The 26,248-nt window shown below is 66.0% G+C and carries 25 protein-coding genes; 22 read left to right on the top strand and 3 right to left on the bottom strand.

Annotation, left to right across the window (positions count from 1 at the left end; translation table 11 throughout):
- The first annotated feature begins 1 nt into the window (after position 1).
- From ACHMWQ_RS15680 to ACHMWQ_RS15660, 5 genes are all read left to right on the top strand, one after another.
- Positions 2 to 256, top strand: a complete 255-nt coding sequence (locus ACHMWQ_RS15680) for a GlsB/YeaQ/YmgE family stress response membrane protein (protein ID WP_266332436.1) — start codon at positions 2 to 4, stop codon at positions 254 to 256.
- Positions 257 to 305: 49 nt separating this feature from the next.
- Positions 306 to 584 carry a GlsB/YeaQ/YmgE family stress response membrane protein gene (locus ACHMWQ_RS15675; protein WP_396308179.1) on the top strand — a complete coding sequence of 93 codons (279 nt, stop codon included), beginning with the start codon at positions 306 to 308 and terminating at the stop codon, positions 582 to 584.
- Positions 585 to 601: 17 nt separating this feature from the next.
- Positions 602 to 1,564, top strand: coding sequence for a lipoyl synthase (lipA, locus tag ACHMWQ_RS15670; protein ID WP_396308178.1), 963 nt, complete (start codon positions 602 to 604; stop codon positions 1,562 to 1,564).
- 7 nt (positions 1,565 to 1,571) lie between these two features.
- Positions 1,572 to 2,039: a type II toxin-antitoxin system RatA family toxin gene (locus tag ACHMWQ_RS15665; protein ID WP_396308177.1), complete on the top strand. Its 468-nt coding sequence runs from the start codon at positions 1,572 to 1,574 to the stop codon at positions 2,037 to 2,039.
- A gap of 122 nt (positions 2,040 to 2,161) precedes the next feature.
- Positions 2,162 to 4,351: a SulP family inorganic anion transporter gene (locus tag ACHMWQ_RS15660; RefSeq protein WP_396308176.1), complete on the top strand. Its 2,190-nt coding sequence runs from the start codon at positions 2,162 to 2,164 to the stop codon at positions 4,349 to 4,351.
- Here ACHMWQ_RS15660 and ACHMWQ_RS15655 read toward each other — a convergent pair.
- Together ACHMWQ_RS15655 and ACHMWQ_RS15650 are read right to left on the bottom strand one after the other, a co-directional pair.
- Entirely contained in the window at positions 4,348 to 4,857 is a 510-nt protein-coding gene (locus ACHMWQ_RS15655) for a CinA family protein (RefSeq protein WP_396308175.1), read from the bottom strand. The two genes, ACHMWQ_RS15660 and ACHMWQ_RS15655, sit on opposite strands and share 4 nt — an antisense overlap.
- Positions 4,854 to 6,065: a bifunctional 2-C-methyl-D-erythritol 4-phosphate cytidylyltransferase/2-C-methyl-D-erythritol 2,4-cyclodiphosphate synthase gene (locus ACHMWQ_RS15650; protein WP_396308174.1), complete on the bottom strand. Its 1,212-nt coding sequence runs from the start codon at positions 6,063 to 6,065 to the stop codon at positions 4,854 to 4,856. Before ACHMWQ_RS15650 ends, ACHMWQ_RS15655 begins: the two co-directional genes overlap by 4 nt.
- Positions 6,066 to 6,200: 135 nt before the next feature.
- Between ACHMWQ_RS15650 and dusB the strand changes: the two genes are divergently transcribed.
- The 8 genes from dusB (at position 6,201) to hflX (ending at position 16,435) form a co-directional block, all read left to right on the top strand.
- Entirely contained in the window at positions 6,201 to 7,253 is a 1,053-nt protein-coding gene (gene dusB / locus ACHMWQ_RS15645; RefSeq protein WP_396309458.1) for a tRNA dihydrouridine synthase DusB, read from the top strand.
- Positions 7,254 to 7,261: 8 nt separating this feature from the next.
- Entirely contained in the window at positions 7,262 to 8,386 is a 1,125-nt protein-coding gene (locus ACHMWQ_RS15640) for a nitrogen regulation protein NR(II) (protein ID WP_354551579.1), read from the top strand.
- Between the two features lies 1 nt (position 8,387).
- Complete coding sequence (gene ntrC, locus ACHMWQ_RS15635; protein WP_266332426.1) at positions 8,388 to 9,830, top strand: nitrogen regulation protein NR(I); 1,443 nt, start codon at positions 8,388 to 8,390, stop codon at positions 9,828 to 9,830.
- Between the two features lie 135 nt (positions 9,831 to 9,965).
- Complete coding sequence (locus ACHMWQ_RS15630; RefSeq protein ID WP_396308173.1) at positions 9,966 to 12,239, top strand: ATP-binding protein; 2,274 nt, start codon at positions 9,966 to 9,968, stop codon at positions 12,237 to 12,239.
- A 14-nt stretch (positions 12,240 to 12,253) separates the two neighbouring features.
- Complete coding sequence (locus ACHMWQ_RS15625; RefSeq protein WP_354549273.1) at positions 12,254 to 13,618, top strand: sigma-54 dependent transcriptional regulator; 1,365 nt, start codon at positions 12,254 to 12,256, stop codon at positions 13,616 to 13,618.
- Positions 13,619 to 13,699: 81 nt separating this feature from the next.
- A complete protein-coding gene (locus tag ACHMWQ_RS15620; RefSeq protein ID WP_396308172.1) occupies positions 13,700 to 14,578 on the top strand; it encodes a D-amino-acid transaminase in 879 nt (292 codons plus the stop codon).
- 147 nt (positions 14,579 to 14,725) lie between these two features.
- Positions 14,726 to 14,980, top strand: coding sequence for an RNA chaperone Hfq (gene hfq, locus ACHMWQ_RS15615; protein WP_018181607.1), 255 nt, complete (start codon positions 14,726 to 14,728; stop codon positions 14,978 to 14,980).
- The gene (gene hflX / locus ACHMWQ_RS15610; protein ID WP_396308171.1) at positions 14,981 to 16,435 is read left to right on the top strand and encodes a GTPase HflX; all 1,455 of its coding nucleotides are present in this window, start codon (positions 14,981 to 14,983) and stop codon (positions 16,433 to 16,435) included. It begins immediately after the preceding gene.
- A 42-nt stretch (positions 16,436 to 16,477) separates the two neighbouring features.
- On the opposite strand, the gene mazG is transcribed toward hflX, so the two are convergent.
- Complete coding sequence (mazG, locus tag ACHMWQ_RS15605; RefSeq protein WP_396308170.1) at positions 16,478 to 17,305, bottom strand: nucleoside triphosphate pyrophosphohydrolase; 828 nt, start codon at positions 17,303 to 17,305, stop codon at positions 16,478 to 16,480.
- Between the two features lie 296 nt (positions 17,306 to 17,601).
- Between mazG and ACHMWQ_RS15600 the strand changes: the two genes are divergently transcribed.
- The 9 genes from ACHMWQ_RS15600 to ACHMWQ_RS15560 all read left to right on the top strand — a co-directional run bounded on the left by ACHMWQ_RS15600 (position 17,602) and on the right by ACHMWQ_RS15560 (position 26,246).
- Positions 17,602 to 17,811, top strand: a complete 210-nt coding sequence (locus ACHMWQ_RS15600; protein ID WP_018181610.1) for a cold-shock protein — start codon at positions 17,602 to 17,604, stop codon at positions 17,809 to 17,811.
- Between the two features lie 115 nt (positions 17,812 to 17,926).
- Positions 17,927 to 18,148 (top strand): hypothetical protein, encoded by a 222-nt coding sequence (locus tag ACHMWQ_RS15595; RefSeq protein WP_354549267.1) that lies wholly within the window; start codon positions 17,927 to 17,929, stop codon positions 18,146 to 18,148.
- Positions 18,149 to 18,299: 151 nt separating this feature from the next.
- Complete coding sequence (locus tag ACHMWQ_RS15590; RefSeq protein WP_354549265.1) at positions 18,300 to 18,545, top strand: hypothetical protein; 246 nt, start codon at positions 18,300 to 18,302, stop codon at positions 18,543 to 18,545.
- 70 nt (positions 18,546 to 18,615) lie between these two features.
- The gene (locus ACHMWQ_RS15585) at positions 18,616 to 19,158 is read left to right on the top strand and encodes a thermonuclease family protein (RefSeq protein ID WP_396308169.1); all 543 of its coding nucleotides are present in this window, start codon (positions 18,616 to 18,618) and stop codon (positions 19,156 to 19,158) included.
- 172 nt (positions 19,159 to 19,330) lie between these two features.
- The gene (locus ACHMWQ_RS15580) at positions 19,331 to 20,158 is read left to right on the top strand and encodes a response regulator transcription factor (RefSeq protein WP_396308168.1); all 828 of its coding nucleotides are present in this window, start codon (positions 19,331 to 19,333) and stop codon (positions 20,156 to 20,158) included.
- 24 nt (positions 20,159 to 20,182) lie between these two features.
- A complete protein-coding gene (locus tag ACHMWQ_RS15575) occupies positions 20,183 to 22,444 on the top strand; it encodes a GumC family protein (protein ID WP_396308167.1) in 2,262 nt (753 codons plus the stop codon).
- Positions 22,445 to 23,674, top strand: coding sequence for a polysaccharide biosynthesis/export family protein (locus tag ACHMWQ_RS15570; protein WP_396308166.1), 1,230 nt, complete (start codon positions 22,445 to 22,447; stop codon positions 23,672 to 23,674).
- Between the two features lie 32 nt (positions 23,675 to 23,706).
- Positions 23,707 to 24,954: a glycosyltransferase gene (locus tag ACHMWQ_RS15565; protein WP_396308165.1), complete on the top strand. Its 1,248-nt coding sequence runs from the start codon at positions 23,707 to 23,709 to the stop codon at positions 24,952 to 24,954.
- Positions 24,951 to 26,246: a glycosyltransferase family 4 protein gene (locus tag ACHMWQ_RS15560; RefSeq protein ID WP_396308164.1), complete on the top strand. Its 1,296-nt coding sequence runs from the start codon at positions 24,951 to 24,953 to the stop codon at positions 26,244 to 26,246. The genes ACHMWQ_RS15565 and ACHMWQ_RS15560 overlap by 4 nt, the downstream gene beginning before the upstream one ends.
- Positions 26,247 to 26,248: the final 2 nt, after the last annotated feature.

The raw sequence follows: 26,248 nt of genomic DNA, 5'->3' as shown, positions 1-26,248 counted from the left end.
GATGGACCCACAACTCAAGGCGATCCTGATCTGGGTGGCCATCGGCCTGATCGCGGGCTGGCTGGCCAGCATCGTGGTCGGCGGCGGCGGATTGTTCCGCAACATCATCACGGGGCTGATCGGCGCCGTGGTGGGCGGGTTCCTGGTCCGCTACTTCAACGTGCCGATCGATTTCGGCTATGACTTCGTCAACCAGGTCGTCATCGCGGCGATCGGCGCCGTCATCGTCGTGTCGCTGGCGCGGGTAATCGCATAACGGCCATGCGCAACACAAAGCTGGTGTTGCGCAGGCTCTTCCACCATATGTGCTGGAACACGAACGGGCAGGGCTCAACATGAACGGTGTCGGCATTTTCGCGACGATCCTCATCGGCATCCTTGCCGGCTGGATTGCTTCCCGCGTCATGGAGCGCCGTCACGGCCTGCTCATCAACCTGATTGTCGGCCTGATCGGCGCCTGGATCGGCGCGGCGCTTGCCGCCGCCTTCAACATCCATTTCGCCGGGTTCGTCGGCAGCCTGGTAGTGTCGACCGTCGGCGCGATCGTTCTGCTGTTCCTGCTCAGCCTCCTGCGCCGCGCGTAAGGAAGATCGGAGTTTCCATGGTCGTCGTTCTCGATACGCGCCCCGGCAGGGACCTTCGGCCCCGGCACCCGGAAAAGGTGAACCGTCCGGAGACGCCGCTGCTGCGCAAGCCGGACTGGATCCGCGTGCGCGCGCCGGGTTCGCCTGTCTATCGCGAGACGCAGGAGATCGTGAAGAAGAACGGCCTCGTCACCGTTTGCGAGGAGGCCGGCTGCCCGAATATCGGCGAGTGCTGGTCGAAGAAGCACGCCACCTTCATGATCATGGGCGACACCTGCACCCGCGCCTGTGCCTTTTGCAACGTCCGCACCGGCATGCCGGAAGCGCTGGATCTGGCGGAGCCGGAGAAGGTCGCGGAAGCCGTCGCCAAGCTCGGTTTGCAGCATGTGGTGATCACCTCGGTCGATCGCGACGATCTCGCCGATGGCGGCGCCAGGCACTTTGCCGACGTGATCTATGCGATCCGTCGCGCCGCGCCCGGAACGACCATCGAGATTCTGACGCCGGATTTCCTGCGCAAGCCCGGCGCGCTCGAAGTCGTTGTCGAGGCTCGGCCCGACGTCTTCAACCACAATCTCGAGACGGTTCCGTCCAAGTACCTGAAGGTGCGCCCCGGCGCCCGCTACTTCCATTCGCTGCGCCTGCTGCAGCGGGTGAAGGAACTGGATCCCAACATGTTCACCAAGTCCGGCATCATGGTCGGCCTTGGCGAAGAGCGTAATGAAATCCTGCAGCTGATGGACGACCTGCGCGTCGCCGAGGTCGATTTCATGACCATCGGCCAGTACCTGCAACCGAGCCGCAAGCACCATCCGGTTCTGCGCTTCGTCACGCCGGAAGAGTTCAAGTCGTTTGAGACGATCGCCTATGCCAAGGGCTTCCTGATGGTTTCCTCCAGCCCGCTGACGCGCTCGTCGCATCACGCCGGCGAGGATTTCGATCGCCTGCGTTCGGCCCGCCACGCCCAGCACCAGGGCTGATCCGGACATGCCCAGCTTCACGACCGAGCGTCGCGTCGGCCACACGGCCGAGGAGATGTTCGCCCTGGTATCGGACGTCGAGAAATATCCGCTCTTCGTGCCGCTCTGCGAGCGGCTGGTCATTCGCGGCCGCAAGCCGGATGGCGAGCGCGAAGTGCTGGTCGCCGACATGACCGTCGCCTACAAGTTCATCCGCGAGACCTTCACCACCAAGGTCGTGCTGGACCGCAAGGCCGGCACCATTCGCGCCGAATATCTCGACGGCCCGTTCAAGCATCTCGACAATGTCTGGACGTTCAAGGCCGTCGATGGCGGCCACAGCACCGTGCATTTTGCGATCGACTACGAATTCCGCTCGCGCACGCTGTCGGCGCTGATGGGCACGGTCTTCGACAAGGCGTTCCGAAAATTCGCCGACGCCTTCGAGAAGCGCGCCGATGCTGTCTATGGCGTGGCGGTGCTTCCGCCTGCTTAGCGCGGCTGCTTTGCCCCGCGCTATGGCTCACAACTTGTGCGTGGGGTGACGCGCACGTCATTGACTTGGGCGGGGTTGTGCCGGAGAAATTCTCCCGCCTGTCTCCTAATGCCTGAAATCAAATGCATCAGACATCCTCCGGCCGTTTCATCTCGGTGCTTGTCGCCGGAATCGTCTGCGGTTTTCTGTCGGTCGTGGTCACGATCGGTCATGGCAGCCTGCTTTTTTCCGGTGACCTGCAGGGCCTGATGCCGGCGGCGCTCGGTCTGGCGCTCTTCTCGACGACCGTGATGACGATCTTTGCCGTGCTCGGTGGATCGAAGAGCGACATCATCCCGATCGCCCAGGAAATCCCGATCGTCGCCATGGTTTCCATCGTTTCGGCCGTCGCCGGCGCGATCGATCCCTCCGTTCCGAGCGAGGCGCGCGCGGCGACAATTTTCGCCGCCGTTGCGGTGACGACGATGGCCACCGCGCTCGCGACGCTCATTCTCGGCTATTGCCGCCTAGGCGGCCTGATCCGCTTCACGCCGTACCCTGTCATCGCCGGGTTCCTAACCGGTACCGGATGGCTGATTCTGCTGGGCGGCATCAGCGTCACCACCAACCAGACACCGTCCTTCGCGTTGTTGCCGCAGCTGCTGCATGCGCCCTTGATGCTGCAGGTCGGACTGATGGTCGCGCTCGTCGCCGTGCTGTTCGCGACCGAGCGGATGTTCAAGACGCCCTTCGCCGTGCCCGCCGTCCTGCTCGCGGTTCTCGTCGCGTTCAATCTGGCTGTCTGGATCCAGGGGGAGGGCTATGAGCCGTTTCGCGCGGGCGGCTGGCTGATCCGAATGCCGGAAGCCGGGAGCTTCTGGCCCCCCGTCGAGCTGTCAGCCCTGGCATCGGTCGATTGGAGCGCGGTTGCCAATGGTATGCTGACACTGCCGATCGTGATCGTCATCACCATCGTTGCGCTGCTGATGAACACGACCGGCATCGAATTGCATGCCGATCGCGACCTGGACCTCAATCAGGAGATGCGGTCCAACGGCTGGATGAACCTGCTCGTCGGCGCGGGTGGCGGCCTGCCTGGCTATTCCGCCGTATCGCTGACCCTGATCATCCACCAGTTGCACGCGAACAGTCGCTGGGTCGGTGTCATCGTCGTGGCGATGACGATCTCCGCCCTGTTCCTGGGGAGCCTGTTGCTCGATGCGGTGCCCGCGATCCTGCTCGGCGCCGTCCTGGTCTGGGTCGGCGGGTCGCTGATGTATGACTGGCTGGTCCGCGCGCGCCGCCGGCTCGATCCGTTCGAATATGCCGTGATCCTGCTGATCGCGCTCGTCATCGTGCTGGTCAGTTTTCCAATCGGCATCCTGGTCGGGCTGATCGCGGCGATCTTCCTGTTCGCCTTCCAGTATGGCCGGGTCGACATCGTCCGCCACGAGCTGACGGGCGCCGACTGGCACACGAGTGGCGACGTTTCCGGCCAGCGACACGAACTGCTGCGCCAGCACGGGGCGGGCATCGTGATCGTCCGCCTGCAGGGCTTCCTGTTCTTCGGCACGGCCGACCGGATGCGCAAGCGCGTCCAGGATCGGATGGAAGGTGGCGGCCGCTTTCTGCTGATTGATTTCCAGCGCGTCTCCGGGATGGATTCCTCGGCGGTCCAGAGTTTCATCCGTCTCAGCCAGGTTGCGGCGAAGCGCGAATTCACCGTCATCCTGACGGGCCTCTCGGAGCGTCCGCGGCAGGCCCTGATCCGCAATGGCCTCAGGATCGGGGAGGGGTATCCTGTCCGGATCGAGCCGGACCTGGAACGCGGCTTGCGCTGGTGCGAGGATTCGCTTCTGTCGCAACTCGACGTGGGGCTCGCCCCGGCGGATGGCTGGACGCTTCACAGCCTGCTGCGGGGCTTCCTCAAGCAGGAGACGCTCGCCACGACGATCGCTGCCTACTGTCACAGGATCGATATCGCTCCGGCAACCCCGCTGATTACACAGGGCGGTGCGTCGAGCGACATCTTCTTCATCGAGTCCGGAACGGCAACGGTGGCGATAGCCGGTGAGGGGGGCATGGCTGTTGCCCTGGCAACGGTCGGGCCGGGTGACGCCGTTGGCGAGATTTCGTTCTATCTGCGCGAGCCACGCTCGGCTTCGATCGTCGCGCGGGAATCGCTCGTCGCGTGGTGCTTCTCTCGCGATGATCTCGAGCGACTGGCAGCCGACCTCCCGGAGGCCGCCGTCGGCTTCCATACGGCGATGGCGGCGCTGTTATCCCGGCGACTGGCGGTGACCAACCGGCTGGTCGGCTTCCTCGCCAATTAGGAAGCCGTCGAGGTTTCTGCTTCTTCCCGCAGCAGCTTCAGTGCCTCGGCGACGGTGGCGAAACGGACGCCTGACCGGTCGAGCCCGGTAAAGACATGCACCGCATGGCGCGCGGGCGAGCCGCGCCGCATCACGCCGAAATGGACCATGCCGACCGGCTTTTCCGCCGAGCCCCCCGTCGGGCCGGCGACGCCGGTGACCGCGACGACCAGGTCGGCTTTGGACTTCGCCAGCGCGCCGGCCGCCATGGCGAGCGCCACTTCCTGGCTGACGGCGCCGACGCGCTCGATCAGCTCTTTCGGGACGCCGAGCATGTCGGTCTTGGCGGCATTCGAATAGGTGACGAAGCCGCGATCGACGACCGCGGACGAGCCGGAAATCTCGGTGAGCACACCGGCGATCAGTCCGCCGGTGCAGGATTCGGCGGTGGCGATCTTCAGGCCGCGCGCGTTGCAGAGTTCGATCAGCGCCTGGGCTTGGCTTTGCAGGGGCGTGAGGTCGGTCATGCGTCTTCCTCCGTGAAGGGCAGGCGGATCGTGGCCGTCGCGATCGCCGCGATGCCTTCGCCCCGCCCGACAAATCCCATCTTCTCGTTCGTCGTCGCCTTGACGCCGACCCGGCCGGGACCGATGCCGGCAATCTCGGCGATCCGGGCGCGCATGGCGTCGCGATGCGGGCCGATCCTTGGCTCCTCGGCGATGATGGCGAGGTCCAGATTGACGATGGCGCCGCCGCGGGCGCGGACGCGCTCCACCGCAAAAGCGAGGAACCGGTCCGATGACGCGCCGCGCCATTGCGGATCCGAGGGCGGGAAGTGATCGCCGATATCGCCGTCCGCGATCGCGCCAAGCACCGCATCGGTCAGCGCATGCAGCGCGACGTCGGCGTCGGAGTGGCCCGATAGCTTGCGGTCATGCGGTATCTCGATGCCGCCAAGCCAGACGCCGGAGCCCTCGGTGAAGGAATGCACATCGTAGCCGGTGCCGACGCGGGTTTCGTCAACCCTCAGGCTCTCTTCCATGCGCAGGCGCGTATCGGCCATCTCGATGTCCTCCGGCAGGGTCAGCTTGATGTTGGAGCGCTCGCCCAGCACGATCTGGACCGGAATGCCGGCCCATTCGGCGATGCCGGCGTCGTCCGTGAAGGGTTCCGGCGCATCGGCGGCGCGCCGATGCGCCTCGAGGATGGTGGTGAGGCGGAAGGCCTGCGGCGTCTCGGCGGCATAGAGGTCCTCGCGCGACACGGTATCGCCAACGATGCCCGCCGCATCGGCGCGCTTCAGCGTGTCGGTGACCGGCGAAGCGGCGAGCACAGCGTCCGCCCCGCCAAGCGCGTCGATGACACGGTCGATCAGGGCAGGGGACGCAAAGGGCCGGACCGCGTCATGGATCAGCACATGGGTGGCGCCGCGTTCGGCCAGCGCCTCGAGCCCGCGCCGTACCGATTCCTGCCGCGTCGCGCCGCCCGTGACGAAGGGGAGCAGGCCGTCCTGGCCTTCCACTGCCGCTTGGTAAAGCGCCACATCGTCGGCGTGAATGACGACGAGAACGTCATCGACGCGCGCATGTGACAAAAAGCGCGCCGCCGTGCGCTGCAGGATCGCTTGGCCGGCCAGTTTGCGATATTGCTTGGGCACCTCGCCGCCGGCGCGAATGCCGCGCCCGGCCGCCACGATCAGGGCTGCGACGCGGGGAAGAGGCACGTTTTCGCTCATGCGGGAGGGATCCTGGCTGTTTTCGGGATCGGTCGGATCCCGGCACGACTTGGTTCGCATGGATCGGAGATTCCACTTCGCAACGCAACAAGTCTCTTGCCGTCAGCCGATCCCTGACTAATATGTGGGCAACTGATCCTATGCCTATTCGGTAATCAATTGCCTGACGTGCCCAACCCAACTGCCCGCCTTGCCGAGCCTCTCCGCATTGGAAGCGTGACGATCGCCAACCGCGTTCTGCTCGCGCCCATGTCCGGTGTGTCCGATCGGCCGTTCCGGCGGGTCGCGGCGTCGTTCGGGGCCGGGCTGGTGATTTCCGAGATGGTCGCCAGCGAAGAGCTGGCCAATGGCAATGCCGAGACCGCGATGCGCGCCGAGGCGACGGGCGACGGTCTGCATGTGGTGCAGCTTGCCGGGCGCGAGGCGCACTGGATGGCAGAGGGCGCGCGCGCCGCGGCCGACGCCGGCGCCGACATCATCGACATCAACATGGGCTGTCCGGCCAAGCGCGTGACGACAGGCTATTCCGGCTCGGCGCTGATGCGCGATCTGGATCACGCGCTGACGCTCGTCGAGGCGACGGTCGGCGCCAGTCCGGTGCCGGTGACTCTGAAGATGCGGCTGGGCTGGGACGACAAGACGATCAACGCGCCGGAGCTCGCGCGCCGCGCGGAAAATGCCGGCGTATCGATGATCACCGTGCATGGCCGCACGCGCTGCCAGTTCTACAAGGGCACCGCCGACTGGGCGGCGATCGCCGCCGTGAAGGCCGAGATCTCGATCCCGCTCATCGCCAATGGCGATTGCCTGAGCCCCGAAAGCCTGGCGCCGATGCTGAACCAGTCGGGCGCGGATGGCGTCATGGTCGGGCGCGGCGCTTACGGCCGGCCCTGGATGCCGGGCCATCTCGCGCGCTTCGCGGCGACCGGTATCATGCCCGAGCCGCCGCGCGGCGACGCGCTGATCGATCTGGTCGTCGGTCATTTCGAGGAGATGATCCAGCTCTATGGCCCGATTCTCGGCGTGCGCAATGCGCGCAAGCATCTGAGCTGGACGCTGGAAGCGCTCGGCACGGATGTCATCGAGCCGTCGGCTCGCCTCGCCATCATGACGGAACATCAGCCGGAACGCGTGGTCTCGCTTCTGCGCAAGCATCTCGGCGAAGCCGAACTGAGGAGAGCCGCGTGAACAAGAACTTGGCGCCCATCGACGCCGGCATCGCGAACGCCAATGGATCGGCGTCGATCCTGCTCGACGCGCTCCCGCATCCGATCATCATGATCGATGGCGCGGGCCATGTCGCCGAGGCCAACAGCGCGGCGCAGGACTTCTTCCAGGCGTCGATCGCCGTGCTCCGCCGGCAGCCGATCGAGCATTTCGTGCCGTTTGGCAGCCCGCTGCTGGCGCTGATCGAGCAGGTGCGCTCGCGTGGCGCCGCCGTCAACGAATATCGCGTCGATGTCGGGACGCCGCGCAATGGCAGCGACCGGATCGTCGACATCTATGCCTCGCCGGTGCCCGAGCGGCCCAACTCCGTCGTCGTCCTGCTGCAGGAAAAGACGATGGCCGAGAAGATCGACCGCCAGCTGACGCATCGCGGCGCGGCGCGCTCGGTCACGGGCCTCGCCGCCATGCTGGCGCATGAGATCAAGAACCCGCTTTCCGGCATTCGCGGCGCGGCGCAGCTGCTCGAAACCTCGGTCGATGACGACGACCGGGCGCTGACGCGGCTGATCTGCGACGAGACGGACCGGATCGTGAAGCTGGTCGACCGCATGGAGGTATTCTCCGACGAGCGCCCCGTCGAGCGCGCGCCGGTCAACATCCATGTCGTGCTGGAGCATGTGAAGCGGCTGGCGCAGTCCGGCTTCGCGCGCAACATCCGCATCGTCGAGGAATATGACCCGTCGCTGCCGCCGGTCTACGCCAATCGCGATCAGCTGGTGCAGGTGTTCCTGAACCTCGTCAAGAACGCGGCCGAGGCGATCGGCAATGACGATGACGGCGAGATCCTGCTTTCTACCGCTTTCAAGCCGGGCATCCGCCTTTCGGTGCCGGGCTCGACCAATCGCGTCACCCTGCCGCTGGAATTCTCGGTGCGCGACAACGGGCCGGGCGTGCCGGCCGACATGCTTCCGCATCTCTTCGATCCGTTCGTCACCACGAAGACCAATGGCACCGGCCTCGGGCTCGCGCTCGTGGCCAAGATCATCGGCGATCATGGCGGCGTGATCGAATGCGACTCCCAGCAGAACCGCACCACCTTCCGGGTGCTGATGCCGGCTTTCCCGGGCGCTATGCCCGCAGACAAGGATGATTGATATGGCGAGCGGCACCATCCTCGTGGCCGATGACGATGCGGCGATCCGCACGGTTCTCAATCAGGCCCTGTCGCGCGCCGGCTATGAAGTCCGGCTGACCTCCAACGCCGCGACCCTCTGGCGCTGGGTCAGCCAGGGCGAGGGCGACCTGGTCATCACCGACGTGGTGATGCCGGACGAGAACGCCTTCGACCTGCTGCCGCGCGTGAAGCGGGCGCGGCCGGAACTGCCCGTCATCGTCATGAGCGCGCAGAATACCTTCATGACCGCGATCCGCGCCTCCGAGCGCGGCGCCTATGAGTATCTGCCGAAGCCGTTCGACCTCAAGGAACTGATTTCGATCGTCGGCCGCGCGCTCGCCGAGCCGAAGCTGCGCAGCAAAGATGCGCGCATCGACGACGGCAGCGAGAACATTCCGCTGGTCGGCCGGTCGCCCGCCATGCAGGACATCTATCGCGTGCTCGCGCGGCTGATGCAGACTGACCTGACGGTGATGATCGCCGGCGAGTCGGGCACAGGCAAGGAACTGGTCGCCCGCGCGCTGCATGATTACGGCAAGCGCCGCACCGGTCCGTTCGTGGCCATCAACATGGCCGCCATCCCCCGCGACCTGATCGAGAGCGAACTGTTCGGCCACGAGAAGGGCGCCTTCACCGGTGCACAGGCCCGTTCGGCCGGCCGCTTCGAACAGGCCGAGGGCGGCACGCTGTTCCTCGACGAAATCGGCGACATGCCCATGGAGGCGCAGACCCGGCTTCTCCGCGTGCTGCAGCAGGGCGAATACACCACGGTCGGCGGGCGCACGCCGATCAAGACGGATGTTCGCATCGTCGCGGCCACCAACAAGGACCTGCGGATACTGATCAATCAGGGCCTGTTCCGCGAGGACCTGTTCTTCCGCCTGAATGTCGTACCGATCCGCCTGCCGGCGCTGCGCGAACGGTCCGAGGATATTCCCGACCTGGTCCGGCACTTCTTCGCGCTCGTCGAGAAGGAAGGCCTGCCGCACAAGCAGATTGAGACGGCGGCGGTCGAGCGGCTGAAGCGCTATCGCTGGCCGGGAAATGTCCGCGAACTGGAGAACCTGATCCGCCGCCTGGCGGCGCTCTATCCCCAGGACACCATCACTGAAAACATCATCGACGCGGAACTGGACCAGCCGGCGGCGGCGCTCGCGACCAATGGGTCGGAAATGGAAGACACGCTGATGAGCTCGGTCGAGCGGCATCTGTCGACCTATTTCCACGGTTTTGGCGATGGCCTTCCGCCGCCGGGACTCTATCACCGCATTTTGCGCGACGTCGAATATCCGCTGATCAGCACCGCCCTTGCGGCGACGCGGGGCAACCAAATCAAGGCGGCTGAGCTTCTCGGCGTCAATCGCAACACGTTGCGCAAGAAGATCCGCGATCTCGACGTTCAGGTGATCCGGAACTCGCGCTGAAAACGCGTGTGGCGGGCACCCCTGTTGCCCGCTCGCCACATTGCTGTTGCAATTCGGTCCCACGGTCCGGCCCATGAAGGGCTCAGACTGCTGCACTAGAATCGGACAGGCTTCTCGACTCGAAGGAAACGCGACGTGATCGCGACCCTCGAACAGGCCGCGCCCATTTCCCAGGATTACGATCGCCGCCGGCGGCGATTCACCGTGCGCGCCGCGGGCTACATCACCGTCATCCTGGCGCTGACCTGCGCGTGCTTCAGCTTCTTCCTGCTGATGGGCCTGACGCCGATCCAGCCGACCGAGCAGGTCGTGTTCTGGGCGCTCGCCGTCAATGGCGTGCTGACCGGCCTTCTGGTCATAGAGCTATGCCTTGAGGTCGCGCTCCTGATCCGCGCCCGGCGGCGGGGGCGCGCCGCGGCGCGGCTGCATATCCGCATCGTCGGCCTGTTCAGCATCGTGGCGGTCGTGCCGGCGATCCTGATCGCCGTGGTCGCCTCGATCACGCTGAATCGCGGTCTGGATCACTGGTTCTCCGAGCGCACGCGCGCCATTGTCGAGACCTCGCTGTCGATTGCCCAGGCCTATGCGGAAGAGCATGCCCGCACGCTCAAGGTCGACATTCTCGGGCTGAAGTCGGATTTCGAGCGAGCCCAGACGCTGCTGGAACAGAACCCGGACCGCTTCCAGGCCTTCATGAATTCCATGGCGGCGCTTCGCGGCATTCCCGGGGTCTTCCTGGTCAAGCCGGACGGCTCGCTGATCGCCCAGGCCAATTTCCAATTCTCGACGGGCTACCTGCCGCCGCCGGCCGATGCGCTGGCTCGTGCCGCCAAGTCCGGCAACGAACCCATTCTGATCGCGCCGGGCGCCACCAACGTCGTCGGCGCCATTGCCCGGCTGACGAACTACACCGACGTCTTCCTCTACATCACGCGCGAGATCGACCCGAAGGTCATCCGTTACATCTCCGAGACCACGGCGAGCGTGAACGAATACAAGAACCTGGAGGCGACCCGCTGGGGCGTTCAGGTGGCTTTCGGCCTGCTCTATCTCGGCCTGGCGCTCGTGGTCCTGCTTTCGGCGGTCTGGCTCGGCATCGGCTTTGCCAACCGGCTGGTTTCGCCGATCCGCCGCCTGATCGACGCCGCCGACGAGATCGGCCGTGGCAATCTCGAAGTGCATGTGCCGTTCCGCAGCGCCGATGGCGATCTTGGCGCGCTCGGTCAGACGTTCAACACGATGACGACCGAGCTGCGCAACCAACGGCATGAACTGGTCGCCGCCAGCGAGCAGATCGACAGCCGCCGCCGCTTCACCGAGGCCGTGCTGGCGGGCGTCAGCGCCGGCGTGGTCGGAACCGACGCGCAGGGCCTCGTCACCATCGCCAATCGCGGCGCGATGCGTCTCCTTGGCCTGAACGACAGCGTCCCGATCGGCCAGTCGGTAATCGACGTCGTGCCGGAATTGAAGAATGTCGTCGAGGCATCGCTGAACGAGCCGCACCGCGCGGAGCACCGCGACCAGGTTTCGGTGGTTCGCGACGGCCGCGAGCGCACCATCAATGTCCGCGTGACGACCGAGGAATCCGATACGGCCGAGCATGGCTATGTCATCACGCTGGATGACATCACCGATCTCGTCTCGGCGCAGCGCAGCGCCGCCTGGGCCGACATCGCCCGCCGCATCGCGCATGAGATCAAGAATCCGCTTACCCCGATCCAGCTTTCGGCCGAGCGCCTCAAGCGCCGCTTCGGCAAGCACATCGTCGAAGGCCGCGAGATCTTCGACCAGTGCACCGACACGATCATCCGCCAGGTCGGCGACATCGGCCGCATGGTGGATGAGTTCTCGTCCTTTGCGCGGATGCCGAAGCCGACCTTCGAGGAGCGCAATCTCGGCGAGGCGGCGCGCGAGGCCGTGTTCCTGATGGAAGTCAGCAATCCCGACATTACCTTCGAGATGCAGCTTCCCGAGGAGCCGCTGATCGGCCGCTTCGACCCGCGCCTGATCTCGCAGGCCTTCACCAATCTGGTGAAGAACGCCACCGAGGCGATCGAGGCGCTGCCGCCGGAAGAGGCGGCGGGCGCGAAGATCACGGTGCGCGGCCGCGTCGAGGGCGATTTCAACGTCGTCGAATTCATCGATACCGGCATCGGCCTGCCGCATGAAAACCGGCATCGCCTGCTGGAGCCGTACATGACGACGCGCGAGAAGGGCACCGGCCTCGGCCTCGCCATCGTCAGCAAGATTATCGAGGAACATGGCGGGCAGCTCGATCTGCTCGATTCGCCCGCCGTCGCCACAGGGGGGCGCGGGGCCATGGTGCGTATCACGCTGCCAAGGCCCCAACACGACGACAGCGATGGCAGCGCTGCCGTAGACCGCACGACCAATCCCGTAGACGCCTGACGAAGATAGAGATCATGCCGTCCGATATTCTGATCATCGATGATGAAGCTGACATCCGCGGGCTCGTTGCCGGAATCCTCGAAGACGAGGGCCATGGCACCCGTACCGCAGGCGATACCGACACCGCCCTGGCCGAGATCGAGAAGCGGCGTCCAACGCTGATCTTCCTCGACATCTGGCTGACCGGCAGCCGGATCGACGGCCTGACGCTGCTCGACATCATCAAGGGGCAGCATCCCGACCTGCCGGTGGTGATGATCTCCGGCCATGGCAATATCGAAACTGCCGTGTCCGCCATCCGCCGCGGCGCCTACGACTATATCGAGAAGCCGTTCAAGGCCGATCGCCTGCTGATGATCGCCGAGCGCGCGCTGGAGGCTTCCAAGCTTCGCCGCGAAGTGCGCGATCTGCGCGAGCGGGCAGGCGACACCGGCCGTCTCGTCGGCTCCTCGATCGCCATGAGCCATCTCAAGCAGACGATCGAGCGCGTCGCGCCGACCAACAGCCGGATCATGATCTCGGGCCCGTCCGGCTCGGGCAAGGAACTGGTCGCCCGCGCGATCCATGAATCATCGCTGCGGATGGACGGCCCCTTCGTCGTCCTCAATGCCGCCGCGATCACGCCCGACCGCATGGAGCACGAGCTGTTCGGCACGGAGAACGGCACCGGCTCGGCGCGCAATGTCGGCGCGCTGGAAGAGGCGCATGGCGGCACGCTCTATCTCGACGAGATCGCCGACATGCCGCGCGAAACCCAGGGCAAGATCCTGCGCGTGCTGATCGACCAGAGCTTCCAGCGAGTAAATGGGACGACCAAGGTCAATGTCGACGTGCGCATCATCTCGTCGACCGCGCGCGATCTCGAGCATGAGATTGCGGAGGGGAGCTTTCGCGAGGATCTGTTCCACCGTCTTTCGGTGGTGCCGCTGCGCGTGCCGGCTTTGGCGGAGCGCCGCGACGACGTGCCGGAATTAGTCAATCACTTCATCGATCAGATTTCGCGTTCGACGGGTCTCCCGGTCCGTACCGTTGGCTCCGACGCGCTGGCCGTGCTTCAGGCGCATGATTGGCCCGGAAACATCCGCCAGCTGCGCAACAACGTCGAGCGTCTGCTGATCCTGGCGCGTGGCGACGAGAGCCAGGCGATTTCGGCCGACATGCTGCCGCCGGAGATCGGCGAGATGTTGCCGACGACGCCCAATCGCGGCGGCGAGCATCTTATGTCGCTGCCGCTGCGCGACGCGCGCGAGATCTTCGAGCGCGAATATCTGACGGCGCAGGTCAATCGCTTCGGCGGCAACATCTCCCGCACCGCCGAGTTCGTCGGCATGGAGCGGTCGGCGCTGCATCGGAAGTTGAAATCGCTCGGCGTCGGTTGACGCTGCGGGCGTCGCATTGTCCCATGCGGCGTCTTTCCAGCCCCTGACCGACGTCTGATTCTAAAGCCTTGCAGGAATGCCATGTCGCGCTTCGCCTATGTGAACGGTCTCTATCTCCGCCATCCGGAGGCGGTCGTTCACGTCGAGGATCGCGGCTATCAGTTTGCCGATGGCGTCTATGAGGTCTGCGAGATCCGCGGCGGGCGGCTGATCGACGAAGCCCTTCATATGGCGCGCCTCGAACGCTCGCTGAAGGAGCTGCGCATCGCGCAGCCGATGAGCCTGGGCGCGCTCGGCGTCGTGCTGCGCGAGGTCGTGCGGCGCAACCGCGTGCACGACGGGCTCGTCTATCTGCAGATCACGCGTGGCGTCGCGCCGCGCAACCACGCTTTCCCCGCTGAGGGGACGCCGCCTTCGATCGTTGTTACGGCGAAGTCGAGCCCGCGCAGCGCCGGCGACCTCCGTGCGGAAAAGGGCGTCAGCGTCATTACCGTGCCGGAGAACCGCTGGGACCGGGTCGACATCAAGACGACCTCGCTGTTGCCCAATGTGCTGGCCAAGCAGGCGGCAAAGGAAGCCGGTGCCTACGAGGCCTGGTTTGTGGATGGCGACGGCAAGGTGACCGAAGGATCCTCGACCAATGCCTGGATCGTGACGATGGATGGTGGGATCGTCACCCGACCGGCCGAAAGCGGCATCCTGCGCGGAATCACGCGGACGGTGCTGTTCGAGGTCGCCAAGGCGGCGGGCCTGCGGATCGAGGAGCGCGCCTTCAGCCTCGACGAGGCGAAGGCGGCGCGCGAGGCCTTCATCAGCGCCGCGACGGCCATCGTCACGCCGGTCGTTGAGATCGACGGCCACCCGGTCGGCAACGGCGCGCCGGGCACGGTGGCGACGGAATTGCGCCGTCGTTTCCACGAGTTCGCGGCCGAGGCGCCCGCGCGTTCGCGCGGTGGATAGCGGACTGGCGATCCGCACAGGTTTGAAGAGGGACGGAATTTCTTGGGTGACGCGAAGCGATTATCCGGGCAAAGTGACGGCAAGGCTGGGAGGACATCCGGCCATCGGGACCACGGTCCCCAACAAGGTCAAGCGTGAGAGATAAGAATGGCAGAACGCGCACAAAATCTTCAGGACACGTTTCTCAACCATGTCCGGAAGAGCAAGATCCCCCTTACGATTTTTCTGGTGAATGGCGTCAAGTTGCAGGGCATCGTCACCTGGTTTGATAATTTCTGCGTGCTGTTGCGCCGGGATGGCCATTCCCAGCTCGTCTACAAGCATGCCATCTCCACCATCATGCCGGGCGCACCCGTCCAGCTCTTCGAGCCGGGCGAAGAGGGCGAACGGCCGGGAGCCTGATTGACCGAAAATTCTGATCTGCCGGAAGGCGCCGAAGGGCCCGAGGCAACCGATTCTCACATCGAAACAAAGCGCGTGCCGGAACGCGCCCTCGTGCTCGTGCCGGTTCGTCCGGCGCGGACACGGCGGCGCGTCGAAGGCGACCCTCGCGGCGCAGTCCGCAGCACGGCAGCCCGCGTCGAGGAGGCCATCGGCCTGGCGCGCGCCATCGACCTCGATGTGGTCGAAGGTATTCCCGTGCCTTTGCCGATGTTCAAGCCGGCGACGTTGTTCGGCTCCGGCAAAGTCCTGGAGATCGCGGAGCGCGTGAAGGCCGATCATGTCGGCCTCGTCATCGTCGATCACGCGCTGACCCCCGTGCAGCAGCAGAATCTCGAGGAGGCCTGGGGCACCAAGGTCATCGACCGCACCGGCTTGATCCTCGAGATCTTCGGCGAGCGGGCGCAGACCAAGGAAGGCACGCTGCAGGTCGAACTGGCGCATCTGAATTATCAGAAGAGCCGGCTGGTCCGCAGCTGGACCCACCTTGAACGCCAGCGCGGCGGCTTCGGCTTCCTCGGCGGCCCCGGCGAAACCCAGATCGAGGCGGACAAGCGCGCGCTGCAGGAGCGCATCTCGCGCATCGAGCACGAGCTGGAAACCGTCGTGCGGACGCGGCGCCTGCAGCGGGAGAACCGCCGCAAGATCCCGCATCCGATCGTGGCACTCGTCGGCTACACCAATGCCGGCAAATCGACGCTGTTCAATACGCTGACCCAGTCCGACATCTTCGCCAAGGACCTGTTGTTCGCGACGCTCGATCCGACCTTGCGCCGGCTCAAGCTGCCGCACGGCACCGAGGCGATCCTGTCGGATACGGTCGGCTTCATCTCCGACCTGCCGACCCATCTGGTCGCCGCTTTCCGGGCGACGCTGGAAGAGGTGATCGAGGCGACGCTCATCCTGCATGTACGCGACATCGCGCATGAGGACAGCGAGGCGCAGGCGCATGACGTCATGACCGTGCTGGAGCAATTGGGCGTCGAGGTTGGCAAGACGGATCGCCTGATCGAGGTTTGGAACAAGATCGACTTGATGCCGGCTGACGCGCGTCCGGCGGGCCGTATTCACAGCGAAAAGGGCAAGCCGGCGATCGTACCGATCTCGGCCTTGACCGGGGAGGGCGTCGACACGCTGCTCGATCTCGTCGAACAGCGGTTGAACGAGGACCGGCCGGTCTTCACACTGTCGCTGCATGGCGACGCGCTGGCCAAGCTGCACCGGCTGTATGATCTCGGCGAAGTGCTTTCGCGGGAGGATCAGGAGGACGGCACCACGGTCGCGCGGATCCGTGTGCCCGAGAAGAACGAGCCGATCTTCCACCGGGAGTTTCCCGGCGCGCGCCTGCTGGTCGCGACCGAAAAGGCCAAGCCGGAGACCGACGCCCAGCCCTGGGATCCCATCAAGAAGGCTTGATGTTTCGCGCCTGGACGGGCGCGAAACATCCATCCGTCCGCTTTAGAGACGGGACTTCGCCTCGACCCAGAGTTCTTCCATTTCGTCGAGGCTGGCCTCGGCAGGGCTTCGGCCCTTCGCCGCCAGGCTGGTTTCGATGTGGCGGAAGCGGTTCCGGAACTTCTCGCTGGTGCCGCGCAAGGCGGCATCCGGGTCTATCTCGACATGGCGCGCCAGGTTCGCGACTGCAAACAGCAGGTCGCCGATCTCATCTTGCACCCGCTCTTTCGAAATCGCCGGCTGGTCGAGTTCGTGTTCGATCTCGGCGATCTCTTCCTTGAGCTTGGCGAGCACGGCGCGCGGATCGTTCCAGTCGAAGCCGACCGTGCCGGCCTTCTGCTGCAGCTTGACCGCGCGGGCGAGCGTCGTCATGCCGGCCGGAACATCGTCGAGAAGGCTTTTGGCCTCGGGATCGGATTGTCCCGCCTGGAGGCGCTTCTCGGCGCGGATGCGCTTTTCCTCCGCCTTCACCGCCTCCCAGAAGCCCTTGGCCGCCCCGGCGCTGCGCGCCTCCTCGCTGCCGAAGACATGGGGATGACGTCGGATCATTTTCGACGAGATCGCCATCACGACGTCGCCGAAGGCGAAGGCGCCGATCTCCTCGGCCATGCGGGCGTGGTAGACCACCTGCAGCAGCAGGTCGCCCAGCTCTTCCTCGAGGTCGACGAGGTCGCCGCGCTCTATGGCGTCGGCCACCTCATAGGCTTCCTCGATCGTGTAGGGCGCGATCGAGTTGAAGTCCTGAACCTTGTCCCATGAACAGCCGGTCACCGGATCGCGCAGCGCGACCATGATCTCGATCAGGCGCTCAATATTTCGGGACGGCTGCATGGGATGATCCTTGTATGGGTCAGAAATACCGCCGGCGGCGAGCGGAACCACCGCGCTTCTGCCGGCAGAGAAGGGGACCGCCAGAACGCCGGATCCGCTGGTCCACGACGTTTTGGCGGGCGATCAAATCATAGGTTTGTTGTTTTGGCCTTTTGGACTTATATAGACTGAATTCGATATTTAGCTCTGCCTTGATATATGCCCGCGCGGCGCGTCCCAAGACATCGCTGGAACTCGGATTGGCCGACGCGGGAGTCGCGCGGCCATAGCCAAGCAATGCACAAAGGACACGAGACATGGCTACCGGCACCGTTAAGTTTTTCAATGGCCAAAAGGGCTTCGGTTTCATTCAGCAGGACGGCGGCGGACCGGACGTGTTTGTTCACATCAGCGCTGTTGAGCGTGCTGGCATGCGCGGCCTGGTCGAAGGCCAGAAGCTGAGCTTCGACATCGAAGCCGACCGTCGCAGCGGCAAGTCGGCTGCAGCGAACCTTCAGAACGCTTGAACTCATCAGTTCGCGTTACGGGGTCCGGCGTTTCGACGCCGGACCCTTTTTGTTTTCAAGCCGGTCCCGGGGATTGCGGTCCCTGAAGCCGGCCACGCTTGTATGGAGTTGTCCCATGGCCAAGAAACCAGCCGCCCGCAGCGAGGTTGTCCTGTTCGACGTGTTCTATGAAGACGGCACCCAGCGCTCCAATCGCCGCGTTCCGGGCGAAATCCTCGGCGGACTCGATGGCGACGAGCCCGCGCGGACCGAGATCGAGGCACAGGACCGCCTGATCGCCGAGAAGTCCGGCATCCCGGCGCCCGCGATCGACTCGCTCCGCCGCTCGAAGAAGTAACCTTTTCGCTGCGTAAGGCACACCATCCGACCAAAGCTGATAGAGTGGCGTGCCCGACGAATCCGTCGATGTCGCCGGTCAGCCTGTTCGTCTCGTTCCCGGATTGACGATCCAGTTGTCGAGAGCCGCCCTGCGGCAGGAAAGGATGGCAATGTCTCCAAGCGATACGAAGGATGCCGCGAAGGCGCGCGCCGAAGAGCGCTTCAAGAAGGCCGAGAGACTGCGTAGCGGCGAAGCCGCCGTGATGGCCGGCGAGCGCGACCGCGTCGCCGCCCAGGGCGCGAAGACGGCCAAGTTGCGCCAGCTGCGCCTCGCCAAGGAAGCCGCGGAAGACGCCGAGCCCAAGGCGCCCGTGGTCAAGAAGAAGGCCGCGGCCAAGCCGAAGCCCCGCGCCTAAGCGTCGGCCTGCCGACGCTTCCGCTCCCCGACACGACCGTCATGGTTGGAAGACCATCCGGCTGCCTGCCATGATTCGTGCCCCGAGACGCCGCCGCAAGTCGCCGCCCCTGATCTTTCTGGTCCTGCTCGTCCTCGGCCTGCTGCTCATCGGCTATGTCGATCAGCAGCGCCGGGAAATCCGGGCGGCCGACGGCGCGATCGTGACCGTCCGCGATGGCGATTCGCTCGCGATCGACGAGACCGAATTCCGGATTTTCGGCATCGACGCGCCCGAGCTTCGCCAGACCTGCGCGGACGCGCAGGGCAAGTCCTGGCATTGCGGCGAAGCGGCCAAATCCGCTCTGCGAAACCTGGTCGCCGAGGGAGACCTGCGGTGTCTGCCGCAGGCGCGCGACCGCTTCGGCCGCACGGTCGCGACCTGCCGGGTCAAGGGCGACCGGGATGTCGGCGAGGCGTTGGTTCGGCAGGGCCTGGCGATCGATTTCGTAGACCGGGGAGGGGCCAATTACGCTGCGGTGGAAAGCGCTGCCCGCCGCGACAGGCGCGGAATCTGGCAGGGGCGCTTCACCCCGCCGGCCGACTGGCGCAGGGATCACCCAAGGGGCGAATGACGCCTGGGTACGCGAAAGAACTTAGACGGCGTATCTTACAACCTGGCCTTCAGGATAATCACGATTTGTTCCTGACCACAGGTTGCAATTGCGTGTATCTGGTTGTATATCTCCCTCCATACCGTAGTGCCGAAAGCAAACCTTTCCTCTGGTAATCCGAATGGAGCCGGGCATGTGGAATTGCGAATCCGTACAGGTGGCAGGGAACGACTCCCCAGGCGCGGTGGCGCAGAGCTCGAGGGTCAAGATCGCGCTCATCGATCGCCGCGCCCTAGACCGGGAGTGTCTGGCGCAGGCCTTGCTCGCCAGCCAGCCCAATCTGGAAATCCGCGCGTTTGGCTCCGTCGAGGAGTGGGAGGCAGCCGGTGCGATGCTTCATGACGCCTGCGCCGTCCTTCTGAGCATCGGTGGGCAGAACCCCGGCGATGCCGTGGTGGCCGCGGCGCTGAGCAATCTGGAGCGCGGATTTCCCGGAATCCCGACCATCGTCCTCGCCGATAGCGAGGCGGCAAGCGATGTCCTGATGGCGCTGGATCGCGGCGCCCGGGGATACATCGCATCGAGCAGCGGCCTGCGCGTCGTCGTCGAGGTCGTCAATCTGGTCCGGGCGGGGGGCACCTATGTTCCGGCCAGCAGCCTGACCGCCTGCCGCAATGAAATCCTGGCGCCTGGGATCGAGGAGGAAGTCGATCCTCTCGACGCGCTGCTGACGCCGCGCCAAGCCGCCGTGGCTGAAGCACTTCGCCAGGGCAAGGCGAACAAGATCATCGCCTATGAGCTCGACCTGAGCGAAAGCACGGTCAAGGTTCATATCCGCGCCATCATGCGCAAGCTGCACGCGCATAACCGCACTGAGGTCGCCTTCAAGCTCAGCGCCTTGGTGCCGGCGCGACGGACCACGGCACGCCTGCTCAGCCTGCCGGCCTATCGTGAACGGCCGCCCGGCGTTCGCCTCGCGCCGGCGCAACCGCCGCAGCCGCAATCGGCGGCCTACCGCTAATCTCAAATCGGTCCTGAGGGCCTCATGGTCATCCAATCCTCGCCTTCGGCGCGCGAGCCCGTCGTGCTGCGCGACGTCGTTGCCATCCTGCGTCGGCGATCCGGCCTGCTGGCGCTGTTCGCGGTCGCCGGGCTTGGCGCGGGCGCTGCCTACCACGCCCACCAGCCGCGTCTCTATCGCGCCGAGGCGGTGATGGCGCTGGACGTCCGCCGGATCCAGGGCATGCCGATCGATCAGGTTGTGACGCCGCTGCCGCAGGAAAACCCGGTTCTCCGCACCGAACTCGACCGGATCGGATCGCGCGTGATGGCGCAGCGCGTTCTCGCCAAGCTGGCGGCCGAGGGCATCGATCCGTTCGGCGGGGACGCCGTTCCAGGCGAGGTTCGCCGGGTGGATTCACCTTTACCGACGCCCGGCGAAGCCGCCGGCAATCCGGACGTGACCCACTCCGGGGCCACTCCGGCACCTCAGGTTCGGGCGGAGGATGCGGCCGCCCTTCGTGAGGATCGTTTGCGCGCAGGGCTGAAGGTCGTGAATGACGGCCGCTCCTATACGATCTACATCGCCTATACCGCCGGAGATCCCGACATCGCCGCGCGGGTCGCCAATGCCTATGCGCGGGCCTATCTCGCCTATCAGGACGATGTGCAGATCGACGCCACCCGCCGGGTCAGCGACTGGCTGTCCAACCGCCTCAAGGTCATGGCGGCCCGGCTGGAGCAGGCGGAGCAGGAGGCCGAACGCTTCCGGGCCTCGTCCGGGCTGTTGGAGATCGCCGGCGTCACGCTGGCGGCCCAACGCCTCGCCGCGCTCAACACCGAACTGATGGCGGCCCGGGCCGCCCATGCAACCGCCGAGGCGCGGGAGAAGACCGCCGCCCGGCTTGCCGCCGACCAGGACGGCCTCGACAGCTTCACCGAGGTGCTGGGCTCGCCGATCATCCAGCAATTGCGCGCCAGCCAGGCGCAGATGGAACGAAGGCTGCGCGTTCTCAAGGATACCGGCGCGGCCCAGAGTGCCGAAATTCCGTCGCTGACGTCGGAGCTCGACGCCGTCCGCCAGCAGATTACCCAAGAGGTCGGGCATATCCTCGTCAGCCTGCGCAACGAGATCGACTCCGCGGCCCGACGCGTCACCTCGCTGGAAGAGGAACTGCACGCGGCGCAGGCCAATTATGGCGCGTCGGACATGGCGCGGGTGAAGCTCGATGCCCTGATTCGCGAGGCCAATGCCGACCGCGCGGTCTATGAGAGCCTTTTGGCGCGCTCGAAGCAGATCGTCGATCAGAACGGGCTGGTGGATCCGGGCATTCGCCTGATCTCGGAGGCGACAGCGCCAAGCCATCGTTTCGGCCTGCGCCTTCTGCCCGCCTTGCTGATGGGCCTGATCGCCGGTGGCCTTACGGGCCTCGGGCTCGTCCTGATCCTCGAGCGCCTGGACGATCGCGTGCGCTCGCGCCGCGCCATCGAGGCCGCCACCGGACTGCCGGTCCTGGCGACGATCCCCAATGTGCCGTGGCGCCGCCGCCGGCCGGGCTGGGAGAAGGGGCGGGCCGCGGGTGCGCCTTTCGCCGAAGCACTGGCGAGCCTGCAATGGATGCTGCGCCTGTCGCCCGCGACACGGCCGGCCGCCAGCTTCCTGGTAACCTCCGCCCTGCCCAGGGAAGGCAAGACCACCGTCGCGCTCGCGCTGGCGCGGTCGATGGCGATGGCCGGGCGATCCGTGGTGCTGGTCGACGCCGATCTGCATCGCCAGAGCCTGGGGCGGATGGCCCGATCGGGACAAATGGAAGATCCGCCGCGGCCCGGGCTGGGCGCGTTCCTGAGCGGCGCAGCAACCCTCGACGACATCCTGTCTCCGGATTCGGCTTCGCCACTGCGGATCATCGCTTCCCCCGAGCCGGGCGACGACGCCCAGGAACGGCTCGGCAGTGCGCGGATGAAGCTGCTGATGGACGGATTGCGCGAGCGTTTCGACGTCGTGATCCTCGACGCGCCGCCCGTCCTCACGACATCGGATGCGGCCCAGATCGCCAGCCATGTCGACTCCATCCTGTTTGTCACGCGCTGGGGCTACGCCACGCATGAGGCGGTTCTTTCGGCGCTGCAGAAGCTGGCGCTTTGCGGGCTGGCTGCGCCGGTGTTGGTGCTGAACCGCGTCGAGCGGCGGGCGCATCAGAGCTACGAAGGCCCCCGGACAATACGCCATCTCGCCGTGGCGCGATCCACCATCGCCCGGTTCGATGAGGCGGCGGAGCCTTCGCTCGCCCAGAGAGGGGAGCGGTAAATGCGCCTCGCATGTCAGAAGCTGTGTCGTGGCGTCAGCCGATTCCTCCTGGCGGTCGTCCTGCTTTGCGCTCTCAGCGGCGTTGCCCTCGCCCAGGAAGCCTACCGCTTTGGTGTCGGCGACGTGCTGCAGGTCTCGGTTTTCGGCCAGCCGGACCTGAGCGGCCGTTTCGCGATCGGCTCGGACGGCGCCATCCGCTATCCGCGGCTGGGCCGGGTCATGATGCTGGGTCTGATGCCGGAGGAAGCTTCGCAGCGCATCGCCGAGGGCCTGGCTGGGCGCATTCCCGCCGACCACACCGTGACCATCGACGTGCTCAGCCACGCGCCGGTCTTCGTCACCGGCGATGTGCAGACGCCGGGACGCTATGAATATCGGCCAGGAATGATCGTGCTGGAACTGGTCGCGCTCGGTGGCGGATTGCGGCGGCCAGCCTCTCCGGTGACGGGCGCCGCCCTCCAGCTTCTGACGCTCCGCCAGGACTATGCCGACCAGAAGCTGATCCGCTGGTCGCAGCGCATCGAGCGCGCCCGGCTGGAAGCCGAGGTTGCGGGTGGAGTGTTTGACGGCAAGGACCTGCTGGCCGGCGGCGCGCCAACCGACATGGTCGCGGCGGAGACCGCGCTGTTCAAGGTCCGGACAGATGCGCTGGCGGCGCAGGCCGAGGCGGCGGATGCGCAGCGCCGCACGCTGGACCAGGAGATCGAAGCGCTTCAGGAAAGCCTGCGTCTGCACGACCGCGACCTCGTGCTGATCGAGCAGGATGTCAGCGCTACCCAGCAGCTGGCCGATCAGGGACTGACGGCCCATTCGCGGCTGCGCGACAACCAGCGCCAGCAATCGGCCCTGAAGCGCGACCGGCTCGAGGTTATCGGTTTCCTCGCCCGGGCGCGCCAGAACCGTCTGGATGTAGACCAGCGCGCGGCGGCGTTTCTCGAGGCCAGGGCGGCGGAGAATGCGGCGGCGCTGCGGGCCGTCGAACTGGCGATCACGCGCACGGAGCAGCGGATTGCATCGCTTGCCGCCAGCATGGAAGCGGCCAGTGACGATCTGGAGACAGGAAGCCTGCGGCAAATTCCGGATGCCACCTATGCCGTCGTGCGCAGCACCAGCTCCGGCACGACGCAGATTGCCGTCGGCGAGCATGACCGGCTCCGGCCGGGCGACATCCTCGAAGTCGACCGCCATCTGGCCGAGATGGAAATGCCCGCCAGGGCGGCCATCCGCTGAACCCGCCACACAAGACGAACAGGAGCGTTTCGATGACGGCAGCCGATCTCGTGGCGGCGCACCCACGCAACGGCTCGGATCACCCCGCCGAAGCGATCCGCGTGGCGATGGTCATGGCGCATCTGTCGCAACGGTCGGGCGGCGTGTTTGAGGCGGTTCATGGTCTCGCGCCGGCGCTGGAGGCGCGCGCCGGCATGGAGGTCAGCGTCTACGGGCTGGAGCATCCGGCGCCGGCGCATCAGATGCTGCGGCAGCGCGGCGTGGCGACGGAGGCGTTTCCGGTGCGGGGGCCCGTCTCGTTCGGCTATGCGCCAGGCCTCGGCCAGGCGTTGCGGCGGGGGGCGGCCGATGTCCTGCACGTTCATGGTCTCTGGATGTATCCCTCGGTCGCTGCCATGGGCTGGACGGGGCGGGCAATGCCCTATGTCGTGACCCCACACGGCATGCTGGACCGCTGGGCGCTGGCCAACCGGCGCTGGAAGAAGCGCCTGGCCGGCCTGGTTTTCGAGACGCGGCATCTGCGGGGCGCCGCTTGCCTGCATGCGCTTTGCGCCTCCGAACTGCAGTCGATCCGCGACGCGGGATTGCGCAATCCCGTTTGCATTATTCCGAACGGCGTCGAGATCCCGCCGGCATCACCCGTCGCGACGCCGCCACTCTGGCGCGGGCGAATCCCGGGGCGCGCGGCCATCCTGCTTTTCCTCGGCAGGATCGCGCCGCAAAAGGGCATTCCCGATCTCCTGCGCGGCTTTGCCCGCTATCGTCAGGAGGCAGCCGGCGCGTCGATGCAGCCAAAGTGGCATCTGGTGATCGCCGGCTGGGGCGAGGATGCCTATCGGACGAGCCTGCAGCAACTGGCGACCGAACTGGGACTGGATCCCGTCGTGCATTTCGTCGGACCGCAATTCGGCGAGGAGAAGGCGCGAAGCTTCGCGGCGGCCGATGCATTCGTGCTGCCCTCGATCAGCGAGGGCCTGCCGATCGCGGTTCTGGAGGCCTGGGCGGCGCATCTGCCAGTTTTGATGACGCCGCGATGCAATCTCGCCATCGGGTTCGCGCAGGGCGCGGCACTCCCAATCGAGCCGGAGCCCGCGAGTATCGCGGAGGGAGTTCGCACGCTGGTTTCGCTGACGCCCGCCCAACGACGGCAGATCGGCGAGCAGGGGGCCAAACTGGTTGCGGAGAGCTTCTCCTGGCCGAAGGCGGCGGAGAGCATGGAGGCCGTCTATCGCTGGGTGCTCGGCCGCGGCGACCGGCCGGACACGGTTGATCTGGCATGAGCGCCGCCGTCGATTATCACCGTGCCGAGGCGACCTCATCCGTTCGGCCCAGGGTGACAGTCGTGCAGGATGGATCGCGTCTGCATTACGGCTTGCCGCTCGGCCTAAAGCTGGCGGGAATCCTGGATACGGTCCACATGGATTGGTTCGTGCGCCCCGGATCGCTGGAGGCGGCCGCCGCCCAGATGATGGCCCGGCTCGGCGGCGCGAACGGCCGCCGGCTGGCCTCCCGGCGATGCGCCGACCTCGATGGCAGTCGCGTGGTCGCTGCCGGGTGGTCGACGCTGCTGGCCAGGCTCCGGGAGGACCGCAACGCTCTGCCGGAGCAGAATTTCGTCCGCCGCTCGCAGGCCATGGCGCGGCAGGTTCTGGCAGACGGCTGGCGCGGTGCCAACAGCCTGGTCGGCTTCGTCCGCAATATCGACCCGTCCCTTTGCCAAGCCGCGCGCCGGGACGGGCTTTCCGTCGTCCTCGACCAGATGATCGCGCCGATCGCGGTTCAGAGGCGCGAGGAGGCGCGCCAGGCGGAACTCTGGCCGGAGTGGCAGACGCCACAGGATACGGGCTCTGCCATCATGCAAGACGTCGAGCAACGGAGTTGGGACGCGGCCAGCCACATCACCTGTGCCTCCCCTTATGTCCGAGATAGCTTGCTGGCGGTGGGACGGCGCTCCGAGCAGATGTCGGTCATTCCCTATCCGGTGGATGCCTCGGCCTATGCGTTTTGTGACCGGCGGAAACGAACGGGCCCGGTTGTCGTCGGCTTCGTCGGTGCGGTTTCGTTGCGCAAGGGCGCACCCGCCTTCTTCGAGATCGCCGGGGCGTTCGACCCGGCGAAAGTGCGCTTTGTCATGGTTGGCCCGATGGCCGCCGAGCCAGCGCTGGTCGAGCGCCGGCGAGGGAAGGCTGCGGTGATCGGCGCCGTCCCTCGTGGCGAGGTGCGCGCCTGGCTCGAGCAGTTCGATCTGTTCCTCTTCCCCTCGGCCTGCGAGGGCTCGGCCGGCGCGGTGATGGAGGCCATGGCAACCGGCCTTCCCATCGTCACCACGCCGAACAGCGGCACCCCGGTTCGCGACGGCGAGGATGGGTTCGTCATTCCTTGCGAGGACCTAACCGGCATGTCGCGGGCGATCGATCGGCTGGTACAAGACCAGGATCTCCGCCTGCGCATGGGGATCTCCGCCCGCCGGCGTGTCGAGGATCTGACGGTCCGTCGCTACGGGGAGGCTTGGCGGGATCTGCTGGAGCGGGTGATGTCAGCCGGTGACGGGATGCGTCCATTGCTGGAATAGCG

The sequence above is a fragment of the Kaistia sp. UC242_56 genome, from assembly GCF_044452255.1.
GTDB classification, from domain to species: domain Bacteria; phylum Pseudomonadota; class Alphaproteobacteria; order Rhizobiales; family Kaistiaceae; genus Kaistia; species Kaistia defluvii_A.
The sequence above is the reverse complement of the archived record's forward strand: the minus strand, read 5'-3'. Positions and strand labels throughout refer to the sequence as shown.

Excerpts from the sequence above, each read along its gene's own strand:
- ACHMWQ_RS15680 (WP_266332436.1), top strand. The coding sequence starts at position 2 with ATGGACCCACAACTCAAGGCGATCCTGATCTGGGTGGCCATCGGCCTG.
- lipA (WP_396308178.1), top strand. The coding sequence starts at position 602 with ATGGTCGTCGTTCTCGATACGCGCCCCGGCAGGGACCTTCGGCCCCGG.
- ACHMWQ_RS15665 (WP_396308177.1), top strand. The coding sequence starts at position 1,572 with ATGCCCAGCTTCACGACCGAGCGTCGCGTCGGCCACACGGCCGAGGAG.
- ACHMWQ_RS15660 (WP_396308176.1), top strand. The coding sequence starts at position 2,162 with ATGCATCAGACATCCTCCGGCCGTTTCATCTCGGTGCTTGTCGCCGGA.
- ACHMWQ_RS15655 (WP_396308175.1), bottom strand. The coding sequence starts at position 4,857 with ATGACCGACCTCACGCCCCTGCAAAGCCAAGCCCAGGCGCTGATCGAA.
- ACHMWQ_RS15650 (WP_396308174.1), bottom strand. The coding sequence starts at position 6,065 with ATGAGCGAAAACGTGCCTCTTCCCCGCGTCGCAGCCCTGATCGTGGCG.
- ntrC (WP_266332426.1), top strand. The coding sequence starts at position 8,388 with ATGGCGAGCGGCACCATCCTCGTGGCCGATGACGATGCGGCGATCCGC.
- ACHMWQ_RS15625 (WP_354549273.1), top strand. The coding sequence starts at position 12,254 with ATGCCGTCCGATATTCTGATCATCGATGATGAAGCTGACATCCGCGGG.
- ACHMWQ_RS15620 (WP_396308172.1), top strand. The coding sequence starts at position 13,700 with ATGTCGCGCTTCGCCTATGTGAACGGTCTCTATCTCCGCCATCCGGAG.
- hfq (WP_018181607.1), top strand. The coding sequence starts at position 14,726 with ATGGCAGAACGCGCACAAAATCTTCAGGACACGTTTCTCAACCATGTC.
- mazG (WP_396308170.1), bottom strand. The coding sequence starts at position 17,305 with ATGCAGCCGTCCCGAAATATTGAGCGCCTGATCGAGATCATGGTCGCG.
- ACHMWQ_RS15600 (WP_018181610.1), top strand. The coding sequence starts at position 17,602 with ATGGCTACCGGCACCGTTAAGTTTTTCAATGGCCAAAAGGGCTTCGGT.
- ACHMWQ_RS15595 (WP_354549267.1), top strand. The coding sequence starts at position 17,927 with ATGGCCAAGAAACCAGCCGCCCGCAGCGAGGTTGTCCTGTTCGACGTG.
- ACHMWQ_RS15590 (WP_354549265.1), top strand. The coding sequence starts at position 18,300 with ATGTCTCCAAGCGATACGAAGGATGCCGCGAAGGCGCGCGCCGAAGAG.
- ACHMWQ_RS15585 (WP_396308169.1), top strand. The coding sequence starts at position 18,616 with ATGATTCGTGCCCCGAGACGCCGCCGCAAGTCGCCGCCCCTGATCTTT.
- ACHMWQ_RS15580 (WP_396308168.1), top strand. The coding sequence starts at position 19,331 with ATGTGGAATTGCGAATCCGTACAGGTGGCAGGGAACGACTCCCCAGGC.
- ACHMWQ_RS15575 (WP_396308167.1), top strand. The coding sequence starts at position 20,183 with ATGGTCATCCAATCCTCGCCTTCGGCGCGCGAGCCCGTCGTGCTGCGC.
- ACHMWQ_RS15570 (WP_396308166.1), top strand. The coding sequence starts at position 22,445 with ATGCGCCTCGCATGTCAGAAGCTGTGTCGTGGCGTCAGCCGATTCCTC.
- ACHMWQ_RS15565 (WP_396308165.1), top strand. The coding sequence starts at position 23,707 with ATGACGGCAGCCGATCTCGTGGCGGCGCACCCACGCAACGGCTCGGAT.
- ACHMWQ_RS15560 (WP_396308164.1), top strand. The coding sequence starts at position 24,951 with ATGAGCGCCGCCGTCGATTATCACCGTGCCGAGGCGACCTCATCCGTT.